This window comes from Terrimonas ginsenosidimutans (assembly GCF_022012415.1).
GTDB lineage: Bacteria > Bacteroidota > Bacteroidia > Chitinophagales > Chitinophagaceae > Terrimonas_A > Terrimonas_A ginsenosidimutans.
In genome coordinates, this window is record NZ_JAKLTR010000002.1 from 260,401 (window position 1) to 272,599 (window position 12,199).

A 12,199-nucleotide genomic window follows, 5' to 3' on the forward strand; every position below is an offset into this window, starting at 1 on the left:
AGTTGTTTTATGCCAGTAATGATCGGGATGTTTTATTTATTTTGATGATCGCTTTTATTATGGCCGCTGAATAGTTTACCTGGAGCAGTTGAATGGTTCGGTCGTGGTGCCATGCTTTTATTTTTAAACTGACAGCTTATTCCAACCTTTAATTTTATCGGCAACTGCCTTGATCTTTCTTTCAAAAACTCTATTAAAATTTTACGACGATCGCGTCCCGCCATTCACTCTTATAAATTTGCGGGATCGCTGCAAAGGCTGTGTTGCTGCGGGTACATCTTTGCTGAATGAATTGAAGATGAGATAAGCGCAGCATTGCGGGGCAGATCTTCTCCTTGCTTTTTATTGTCTAAGCAATGGATCAGCGGAGCAGTATTGCAAGGCCCGCAATGTATACAAGCAGACACTCTTCAATCTTATTTCTCCCAACCCTATTTTTCCCTTAACTTTTCCTCCTGTACCGGGCAGCCCGCTCAGAAGGAAAATGAGAGATATGTTTGCAAAACGCCATATATTTTTAGTGAGCCTTTTTATCATCCTGTCAAACGGATTGATACAGGGGCAACAGAAATACAGTGTTCAGTATTACTCAACAGAACATGGACTGTCCCACCAGGCCGTTACGTGCATGCTGAAAGACAAGGATGGCTTCATGTGGTTTGGTACCTGGGATGGGATCGATCGATTTGACGGCCAGAAATTCCTTCCATTTAAATCCTCTCCCGCAGACAGGCTGCCACTGGGCAATGGACGGATCGATCAGATCATCGAAGATCAGTCGGGCCATATCTGGTTGCTGGCTTACGACAGGCAGATCTATGAGTTCGATAAACGTAACAGGAAGTTTGCGCGTTTGTCGACCCCTGTACCGGGAGTACAGGCCGGGAAGATCGGCTTCAAAAAGATCCATGCCGCGGCGAATGGATGGGTATGGGTGGAATCTGATGAGCATGGCTTATTCTGCGTCCCGCAAAATAATATGGATGGTGTTTCCTACCGCTACTACAACAAGGCAAAAAATGGTTTCCGTTTGCCGGGGGACAGCATCCGTTTTTTTCATACTGATAAGAAAAACAGGATCTGGATCGGTGGTAATTCAGGACTGGCATGCCTGTCACCGGATTCTTCCGGCGAATACAGAACGGATGGCAGAGTGCCGGCTTCGTTTGAGGGAGCGACAGATTTTGTCGCGGTGCAGGAAGATGAATACTGCCTTTATTTTGCCGCGAAAGACGGTCGCCTGATCACTTACACGAAGGCAACAAAAACTTTTACCACAAGACGTTTGGTGGATGGACAGATCACTGCGCTCCTGCGTTCAAAGAATGCCGAGGTGATTTACGCAGCGATCAGCGATGGACGTTTGGTTTGTATGGATATAGCAAGTCAAAGCCCTTTGGTCATTGCCAGCAGCATGCCGAAGTTCTCTCATTCCCTTTATGAAGATTCAAATGGCTGTTTATGGATCGAACCGGAAGAGTCAGGTGCGATCCGGTTCAACCCGCACAACAAACAGTTTGTTTTTTTTCCTGCCAAAGAAAGAACTGTTACCAAATACATCGGTAACCGGTATCGTATCCTGGAAGATAACTCCGGGACGATCTGGGTGAACCTGAAAGGAGGAGGATTCGGCTATTACAATACACAAAACGGTACAATAGAAAACCGGGTAAGCACAGTTGATACGAGCATGTACCGCTTGCCTCCCTTTGTACTGAATACCTACCTTGATAATTCCGGTGTATTGTGGATGACCACGTATGAACGCGAATTGATCAAGATCGTATCACATGGAAATGATTTTGTGCAGCGGGGTCTTGTTGCGCAAAAAGCATCGAGATGGGATAATGAAGTGCGCGGGATCTACTTTGATAATAAAGGCAGGTTGTGGACTGGTGTAAAACATGGAAGTGTTTGTGTTTACTCCGGCGATCGGTTGCTCACCGATATTTTTGTAAATCCTCCACCCAAAGAGATGAGCGGTGTGTACTCGATCCTCCAGGATAGCCGCGGAAATATCTGGCTGGGCACAAAAGGTGCCGGGCTGTTCATGGCTTCCCCTGTTGATAGCGGTCATACAAAATACTTGTTGCAGGAAGTTTCGCCCGAACGCAATAACCAATCTGTTTTCTGTAAAGAGATCTATTCGTTAATAGAAGACAGATCCGGCCGCATCTGGATCGGTTCCTTTGACGAAGGATTATTCCTTGCAACCTACACGGCCAGCGGATTGAAGTTCACGCCTGCGGGCAAACTGATCAGGAGTTTTCCAAAGGATGGTTTTCAAAAGATCAGGCATCTTGCGACGGACCATGATGGAAATCTCTGGGCCGGAACGACAAGTGGCCTGGTAGTGATCAATATTACGGGTAACGATATCGCTTCGTATCCTTCCTGGACGTATAAGAGTGAGACAACTTTACCGAACAGCCTCGGCAATAACGATATTCAATTCATTCTTCATGATTCGCAGAACAGGATGTGGCTTGGCACTTCCGGCGGAGGTTTATATAACGCGTCAGGTGCTGATCCTTTGAAAAGTCTTTCTTTCCGTGGTTATACAAGGCAGGAAGGAATGCCGAATGATTATGTGCTGAGCTTTGCTGAAGATGTTCAGGGGAATCTGTGGCTGGCAACCGCGAATGGTATTGCACGGTTTAATCCGGCAAACGGATCCTTCCGGAACTATAATTCGAATGACGGGTTATCAAGAGTTAGTTTTTCTGAAGCATCTGTATGCCAGAAACCGGATGGACAGCTCATCTTTGGGAATACGCGCGGATTATTGTCCTTCTATCCGGGAAAGATGGATAGTAAATTAATGCGCGGTGAGATCGCGTTGACAAACCTGCAGGTGAATAATAAGGATATCAAGCCGGGTATTGCCGGCGGCGTTCTTGAAAAAGATATCAATTTTATTGAAAAGCTGACCCTTTCTTATGATCAGAATATTCTGAGCTTTGATTTCGCGTTCCTGGATTATCGTGCAGGCAATCATCAATCACTGGATTACCGGCTGATGGGTTTTGATTCCACCTGGTATAAGGATAAGCAACTGCGCCGGGCAACGTATACCAATCTTTCGCCGGGAGAATATAAATTTCAATTGCGTGTTCAGGACGCCGATGGATACACAGATCCGCCGTTCAGAAGTCTGACGATCACGATCCTTCCTCCACCGTGGAAGACCTGGTGGGCTTATCTGCTGTATGCCGTTGTGTTATGTGCCTTGTTCTTTATCATCCGTAAATATGCTCTCACATTGATCCGTCTGCGGCATAAGATCGTAGTGGAACGAAAGCTTGCTGCGTTGAAGCTGAATTTCTTTACCAGCCTTTCACATGAATTGCGCACGCCGCTTACATTGATCGTGAACCCGCTTGAGCAGCTGGCCAGGAAGGAAAAGCTGTCTCCGGAAGGGGTGGAATATGTTGATGTGGCGCGTAAGAATGCAGACAGAATGGTCCGGTTCATCAATCAGTTGCTGGATCTGCGTAAGACGCAAAGCAATAGTGCTGTATTGAATCTGTCACGGATCGGGATAGTATCATTTGCTGAGCGGATCTGCGACCACTTCACCGGGGCGGCGAAGGCAAAGGGTATTGCAGTCACTATCGAAGCGGATGAAGAAGTGCAGGTTTGGGGTGATGCGGAGAAGCTTGAAGTGGTGATCTACAACCTGCTTGCCAATGCACTTAAATTCACGCCTGAGGGACGAACTATACAGCTCTTTATAAAAAGCGAAGAAGAAACGTTCTCTGTCGGTGTTAGCGATGAAGGACCGGGAGTGCCGGCCGACAAACTGGAAAAGATCTTTGAGTTATTCTATGAAGAGCCTCATAACTCCAGCGACCTGAAAGGCACAGGGATCGGGCTGGCCCTTTGCCGCGAATTTGTGGAACTGCACGGCGGAAAGATCTGGGCAGAGAATAACAGCACAGGAGGATTGACTGTATGGTTCCGTCTTACTAAAAGAATACAGCAGGAACAGGCAGAAACGAACACAGTGTATCCTGATACAACATATATACAACCAGTAATTACCAGTGCCGGGCAGTCAGTGACGCCGGAGTCTGCTTTTGGAAGGGCAACACCTGCTTCAGATGCGCCACTTGTATTGCTGGTGGAGGATAATAACGATCTGCGGTCTTTCATTTCAGCGCAGCTAAAAGAACGATACCGGGTTGAAACGGCGCAGAACGGCCGTGAAGGTCTTGAAAAGATAAAAGTATTAATGCCTGATCTCGTTGTGTCAGATATTATGATGCCGGAAATGGATGGGATCCGGATGTTGGATAAGATCAAGAACGATATTACGGTGAGCCATATACCGGTTGTATTGCTTTCTGCAAAATCATCGATAGAGAGCCAGGTGGAAGGACTCAGGTTCGGAGCGGATTTTTACATCACCAAGCCGTTCAATACGGAGATGCTGTTTACGGCGATCGACAACCTGATCACGCGCAGGAAACGACTTTTCGAATCGCTTGTGAAAAACCATGGGACCATTTCTGTGGAACCGAAGCCGCTGCTGATGACGCCGAAGGATGAAGTGTTCCTTAAAACAGTGATCCAGCTGGTGGAAGAACGGATGGTGGAACCTGATTTCAATATTGAGCTGGTAGCGGAAGGGATGAGCATGAGCCGCACGACTTTCTATAAAAAATTCAAGAGCCTGACTGCGATGACACCGGTTGAGTTTGTGCGGGATTTCCGGTTGGAAAAAGCAAAGCAATACCTGGAGGCCGGGGACAACAATGTTTCGGAAGTGGCATATATGACAGGATTCAGCAATCCGAATTATTTCAGCACTTGCTTTAAGGAGAAATATGGCAGATCCCCGTCGGAGTTTATCAGGCCGAAATCTTCGTGATCTCTTCCGGATCGGCCGGCATATTAAGTCAATCGAGAATGCAGTGGACGGTAAAGTGCGCAAAGAGATCCAGCGTTCTGTGGGTCCACAGCGTTCTTGCTTCGTTACGGAACAAAATCAAACAAATCCCACCAAAAAATGAAGGTGTTCTGCATTCCGCTTTTTTAGATTTGCCCGAATGAAAAAGAATTCACGGCCGTTTTATCCTGTGAAGCGGTTTATTACTGAAAACAGATTGTTGCTTATGAAGTATAATCGTCATCTTTTGCTGGGCCTAATATTATTTCAATCCGGCGTCAGTTTTGCACAGCCTTCCGGAGATTCATCCTCAGCAGTCATTGAGGTGTACAAAAATCCGGCGCTTTCCGCGGATGAGCGGGCCTGGGACCTGGTGCGCCGGTTGACCACGGAAGAAAAGATCAGCCTGACGCTGAACAGTTCGCCGGCTATTCCGCGACTGGGTATTCCCGCTACAGATTGGTGGAATGAGGCGCTGCATGGCGTTGCACGTTCAGGGCAGGCGACGGTATTTCCGCAGGCGATCGGCATGGCTGCGACGTTCAATACGGAAGGCGTGTTAAGGTCATTCAGTATGATCTCCGACGAAGCGAGGGCGAAGCATCATCTTGCCAAAAGTCAGAACTCATTCAAGCGTTACCAGGGTTTGACTTTCTGGACGCCTAATATCAATATTTTCCGGGATCCCAGATGGGGAAGAGGGCAGGAAACCTATGGGGAAGATCCGCATTTGACCACGCAAATGGGAATGGCGGTTGTCCGGGGGCTACAGGGAGACGGCACACAGAAGTATGATAAACTGCATGCCTGTGCGAAGCACTACGCTGTTCATAGTGGCCCGGAATGGAACCGGCATAGCTTTGATCCGGGAAAGATGTCTCCGCGAAATCTTTGGGAAACCTATCTGCCTGCATTTAAAGCACTGGTTACTGAAGCAAAGGTGAAGGAAGTGATGTGTGCCTACAATCGTTATGACGGAGAACCCTGTTGTTCGAACAAAGAGTTGCTGATGAATATTCTTCGAAACGACTGGAAGTTTGACGATGTGATCGTTTCAGACTGCGGAGCTATTGATGATTTCTATCGGGCGAAAGCGCACGAAACACATCCAACGGCGGCAGCTGCATCTGCGGATGCTGTATACTCCGGTACGGATATTTGTTGCGGCAGCACTTATAAGTCGCTCGGAGAAGCTGTTCAGAAAGGATTAATCAGGGAATCTGCTATTGATACCGCTGTATTCCGTGCACTTCGGGCACGCTTTCAATTGGGCGTGTTTGATGATGATTCACTGGTTTCATGGTCAGCTATACCTTACGCTGTTGTGGAAAGCAAGGCTCATATTGCACAGACATTGCAGATGGCAAGAGAGAGTATGGTGTTACTGAAAAATAAAAATAATACGCTGCCGCTTTCCACCACATCCACGATTGCCGTGCTGGGTCCCAATGCAGCGGATTCTGTTACGCTTTGGGGGAATTATAATGGATTTCCTACAAAAACAATGACCATCCTTGAAGGCATTCAGTCAAGACTTGGCGCCGGTAAAGTTCTATATGAAAAAGCAAGTGATTATGTTGGTGACGATGTGGTCGTAAGCAGGATGAACGAATGCCGCATCGATGGTAAGCCTGGTTTTAAAGTGACGGTCTGGAATACGAAAGATTTTACAGGTCCGGTGGTTTCGACAAGTCAGCTGACAACAGGTTTGAATTATGATTCGGGAGGGAACACTGTTTTCGCGCCGGGTGTTAACCTGAAGAACTTTTCCGTCAGGCTTGAGTCTGTGCTGACGCCTGCTACTTCGGGACCGGTTACCTTTCGGATCAAAGCAGATGATGGATTCCGTTTGGTGTTGGGTGGAAAAGAAGTTCTTTCTTATCTCCGTACAGGTACATTGAAGGACCAGGAATATGTATTACAGGCAGAGAAAGGTAAACCTGTTTCTGTGATGGTTGAGTATTACCAGTTAGAGCGTGATGCAGCTTTCAACTTTGATCTGGGTGATGCACGCAAACTCGATTACAAAGGTCTTGCTGAAAAATACAGGTCTGTGGACGCATTTGTATTTGTAGGTGGAATATCTCCAAGAATTGAAGGAGAGCAGATGTCTGTTGACCTGGAAGGTTTCAGGGGTGGCGACAGAACACGGATCGAGTTACCGGCAGTACAATTGAACGTGCTGAAAGCGCTGAAGGCGACAGGTAAGCCGGTGATACTGGTCAACTGTTCCGGCAGCTCCATGGCATTTCCCTGGGAGAGTGAAAACCTTGACGGGATTATTCAAGCCTGGTATCCGGGGCAGGAGGGAGGAACGGCTGTTGCAGACGTGTTATTCGGTGCTTATAATCCCGCAGGAAGATTACCAATGACATTTTACCGTTCGACGGATGACCTTCCTGATTATGAGAATTACGAAATGAAAGGACGAACCTATCGTTACTTCAAAGGTGAACCTGTATATCCGTTTGGATTCGGATTGAGCTATACAAGTTTTCAATATGGGAAAGCGACAATAACGAAAACAGTGCTTTCGGCAGATGACTCAACGACTTTGCGTTTGTCATTGAAGAATACGGGAAAGATGGCGGGCGATGAAGTGGTGCAGGTTTATATTGTCAATAAGCAGGATCCTGATGGGCCGGCGAGATCGTTGAGGGCATACAGACGCGTGAGTGTAAAGGCAGGTGAGACCGTTAATGTGGCGATCCCTTTGAATAATAAAGCCTTTGAATTCTTTAATCCGAAAACAGAGAAGCTGGAAGTGGTGCCTGGAAAATATGAAGTGTTGTATGGGAGTTCGTCGGACAGGAAGGATCTGAAGATGTTGATGGTAACGGTACGATAGAGCTTGAGATTTTACTTGATTAACTGGCGTAGGAGCAACGCAAAGGCTGCAAAGGAAGGCAAAGCACGCGAAGATCTCATGGCCGGAGCTTTGCGCACTCCGCGGTTCTTTGCACCCTTTGCGTTGCTCCTACGCCAGTTAAATAATGTGAAACGCCATCTCTTATTTTTGTAATGGAGCCAGCGCAAGAATATAAACACCGCCCGGTTTTGTCGGCAGGTCGTATTCAATCACTTTCTTCACTGCTATATTTCCTGATTTTGCTTTTGGTGAAACAAGCGGTTCCTTTATGTCTGCAATCTCCATCAGCTTGTTTGGATTGATACCTGTCGCGATCTTCAGTTTCCCATCTTTCAACATCAACTCATCAAAACTTCTGATCCTGCAATTACCACCCAATCCGGAGACGATCTTAACGGCGGCCGGTTTGTGATCCTTCCAGGTAATGTCAATGGTGAATCCGCCTCTTGTTACCAATCCTGTTACTGTACCGTTCGGCCATGCATCCGGCAGGGCAGGTAAAAAATGAAGGGCTCCGTCATGAGATTGCACCAGCATTTCTGCAATGCCGGAGGCGCAACCAAAATTTCCATCGATCTGGAAAGGTGGGTGCGCATCAAAAAGGTTGGGATAAGTGCCACCGTTCTGGCCTTTTTCTTCCATTGGCGCGGGCGTCAATTGGTCGGCGATCAGTTTATACGCGCGGTTACCATCCTGCAATCTTGCCCACCAGTTCACTTTCCATCCCATTGACCAGCCTGTTGATTTATCGCCGCGATTGATCAATGAGGTTCTGGCCGCATCAAATAATGCCGGACTGCGATAAGGTGAAACCTGGTTTCCCGGGAACAGGCCGTACAAATGAGAGATATGCCTGTGGCGGTCATTCTGTTTGTCCCAATCCTGCAGCCACTCCTGCAATTGCCCATACTGACCAACCTGCATTGGGGGTAGGCGCTGCAATTTTATTTTAACCGTATCTGCAAATGTTTTATCGAGGCTCAGTACCGCAGCTGCTTTGATATAGTTGGAGAATACGTCAAACACCAGCTGGTTATCCATCGTTGTTCCTGCGGAGATGCCGACACCGGCCTGGTAAGAATTTTCCGGCGACATCGACGGTGCAACAACCAGCCATTTGTTTGCGGGTTCTTCCTGCAATACATCCACGTAGAACATGGCGCAGGATCTCAATATGGGATAAACCTTTTGGAGAAATTGTTTATCGCCAGTATGCAGATAGTGATACCACAAGTGTTGGGTCAGCCATGCGCCACCCATTGGCCACATGCCATAGAAGCCACCATCCACCGGACCGGTGATCCGCCAGAGATCGGTGTTGTGGTGCACATTCCATCCGCGGGCATGATACATTTTTGAGGCGCTTTCCTGGCCGGTAACGGAAAGGTCTCTGATCATATCGAACAGCGGTTCATGCAGCTCACTGAGATTGGTCACCTCGGCGGGCCAGTAATTCATTTCAGTATTTATATTGATGGTATACTTACTGTCCCAGGGCGGGCTCAGTTTTTCATTCCATTTACCCTGCAGATTGGTGGGTTGTCCGCCGGGTTGTGAGCCGGAGATCATGAGGTATCTCCCGAATTGGAAATAGAGGGAAACAAGTTGCGGATCCGGAGCCGAACTGAATTCAGCCACCCGTGTATTCGTTGGTTTCTCTGCCTGCGCTGTTGATCCGAGGTTGAGCGAAACTCTGTCGAAATACTTCCTGTATAGTTTAATATGCGCTGCTTTATCGGCTTCGTATTTTTTTTGCAATGCAGCTGAAAGATATCTGGCTGCAACCGCAGATGGATTGCCGCTGATATCCTCGTAGTTTTTGTAGTTGGTCCCAATGCTGATATAAAGAGTAGCCGTGTTCGCTCCGCTGATGATCAGTGCAGAGTCTTTTGTTTCCAGTTTACCGCCTTCGAGGATCGGGTGAACAATGGCTTCAAAGCGAACCCTGCCTGTCTTGTTATCCGAACTTCCTGAAGTGCCGGTCAGTGTAAGTTTTTTGTCTTTTGCGGCTACGTGGTGAATGCGTTGTGGTGTATTGATGCCCAATTCAAATGAAACGCTGCCGGGTTTGCTGGCGGTGATCCGTACGATGATCACACCACTGTTCAACGATGCGAACATTTCCCGCTTATAAGAAACATTGTTCAGTTTATAAGATACAGTCGAGATAGCGTCTGCAATATTCAGATCCCGTGTGTATGCGGAAACGTTGTCATGTCCCGGAAAAGAGATCGTAAGATTTCCGACGGGCTGATACTGCATTCCATAGTTGACCCCTTTTGGCGATTGTCGCGGGAACGTGCTGTTGGATAGGTCTTGTGCTTCTTTATATTTCCCCTTGAAAAGTAACTGGCGGATCTGTTGAATGCTGTCATACACGTGCTCTATGATATTATTGCCGGGTTCACCAGACCAGACAGTTTCTTCATTTAACTGAATTCTTTCCCTGTCAGTTCCGCCGAAGATCATTGCCGCAAGTCTTCCATTTCCTATTGGCAATGCTTCATTCCAATTCGCAGCGGGTCGATCGTACCACAACTTCAACGGCTGTGCCTGCTGTGTCCACGCCTGCATACTTATTGATATGATCAGGGAAGAAAAAAACAATAATCGTTTCAAATTCATTTTATCTGTTTATACGATCCAATAATAAAAATACATGATGTTCAATGATCATTCGCATAATAGGGAGTTCCCCCTGGGAACAGGGGGAACTCGGATTGCTTGTATACTAAAAGACTGCTTGGTTAAGGCATTTCCTCTGCCCGAACTAGCGAGTTTCAAGACGCTTATTGATAGCCTGCATTTTGTTTGAACTCATCTTTATTCAGTACGGCATCGATCTGCTGTTGCGGGATCGGACGAAGTACGTGGTGCGGCAGGATGTTAACAGCATTATCAGGGCTGTATGCTTTTACACGATCGAGGAGTTTACCGGTCCTTTTCAGGTCAAACCAGCGGATCTGTTCGCCGGCAAGTTCTCTTGCTCTTTCATCAAGAATGAAGTCGAGTGTAATTGCTGCAGGATCGATCTGCATTTCAGCTGCGCGGCCCGGTTTTGCTGCGCGGGTACGAAGAACGTTGATTAATTCGGCGGCTTTGTCCAGCGCGCCGAGGTTCATCTGTGCTTCAGCGGCGATCAGGTACATTTCCGCAAGGCGGATAACGAATACATCTCTCGCGCTTTGAGCTTCGCCTACGCTTGGACGGGTGCCGTCCATGAATTTCGACAGCTGCTCGTACCGGTTATTATCTTTTACGCTGCCATTCGCATTATAGGTAATACTTCTGTCGTAGATCTGATATTTTCTTGTTGCCTGGAATGCGTCAGGGATCTCTTTGTTAGTGCACAGAACAGCAGTATCTCCTACATTGAGTGTAGCTGTCCTGGTGTTGGCAAACCAGTACTGCCAGAAAGAGCCTTCATGTCTTGCGTCTGCGTCGCTGTAAAGATCCAGCAGGTAACGTGTCGGCATATAACGTACGAATGGACGGCCGTTGTAGATGTCGCGGATCAGACCCGGCAGGTTGTCATATTTCATCAGGAACAGCATGTGTCCGCTGTTGCTACCCCTTCCATGTCCGTAAGGGTTGGTATTCGAATTAGAGAGATCATTCAGCGCGAGATCTTCGTTATAGTTCACTGCGTAGATGACTTCTTTGTTCTTCAGATTATTCATTTTCCAGAGGTCTGCATAAACAGGTTGCAATTGAAAAGCGGTGTTGGCGATCACGGCATTTGCCATATTCAAAGCGTCCTGATTACGACCGCGCGTGAGATACATGCGGGCAAGAAAAGCCTGTGCGGCAGGTTTTGTTGCCCGGCCCCACTGCGGTTGTGTGTTTGGGAGGTTGGCTACGGCGAAGTCAAGGTCACGGAAGATCTGCGCATAGAAAGTGTCAACCGGTGTACGGTTCGCTGTGGACACGATCCCGCTTGTTTGCTCCAGGGTAAAGTGAACGCCACCCCAGGTCTCAACGATATGCCAGTAATAGAATGCGCGCAAAAATCGCAGTTCACCTTCCCGTACATTCCTTATGGTTGGCGCAAGGCCAGCTTTGCTGATGTTGTTCACTCCACCATTGATGAGGTTGATGGCGGCATAGAACTCTCTCCATTCAGCAGCCAGCGCGCTATTACCTGCCTGGAGATTGAGATAGCGTGTGAGGTCAGGAAATACATCACCACTTCCGCTTGTCCAGATATCTGTACCCGTTTCCGCCAGGTTGTATCCTTCTTCTTTTCCATACCACCAGCGCTGGTAGGTATATGCGGCATTGACGAGTGTTTCGAAGCCTTCCGGGGTGGTGAATACAGATTCGGCAGTCAGGCCACCCGGGTTAAATTCTTCCAGTCTTTTTTTGCAGGAGGTCAGCGAGGCAAGAAGCATCAGCAGGCCTGCAAGTGCATATATAATACGTTTCATCTTTTCAGGTTT

General features: G+C 47.7%; 4 protein-coding genes. 2 read left to right on the top strand and 2 right to left on the bottom strand.

Annotated elements, in window-relative coordinates:
- Positions 1–493: 493 nt before the first annotated feature.
- Together LZZ85_RS03675 and xyl3A are read left to right on the top strand one after the other, a co-directional pair.
- Positions 494–4,873, top strand: a complete 4,380-nt coding sequence (locus LZZ85_RS03675; RefSeq protein WP_237868589.1) for a hybrid sensor histidine kinase/response regulator transcription factor — start codon at positions 494–496, stop codon at positions 4,871–4,873.
- Positions 4,874–5,117: 244 nt separating this feature from the next.
- On the top strand, positions 5,118–7,739 hold the full coding sequence (gene xyl3A / locus LZZ85_RS03680) for a xylan 1,4-beta-xylosidase (RefSeq protein WP_237868590.1): 2,622 nt from the start codon (positions 5,118–5,120) through the stop codon (positions 7,737–7,739).
- A 162-nt stretch (positions 7,740–7,901) separates the two neighbouring features.
- Here xyl3A and LZZ85_RS03685 read toward each other — a convergent pair whose 3' ends face one another.
- Both LZZ85_RS03685 and LZZ85_RS03690 read right to left on the bottom strand, forming a co-directional pair.
- On the bottom strand, positions 7,902–10,385 hold the full coding sequence (locus LZZ85_RS03685) for a glycoside hydrolase family 95 protein (RefSeq protein ID WP_237868591.1): 2,484 nt from the start codon (positions 10,383–10,385) through the stop codon (positions 7,902–7,904).
- A gap of 164 nt (positions 10,386–10,549) precedes the next feature.
- Complete coding sequence (locus LZZ85_RS03690; protein WP_237868592.1) at positions 10,550–12,187, bottom strand: RagB/SusD family nutrient uptake outer membrane protein; 1,638 nt, start codon at positions 12,185–12,187, stop codon at positions 10,550–10,552.
- Positions 12,188–12,199: the final 12 nt, after the last annotated feature.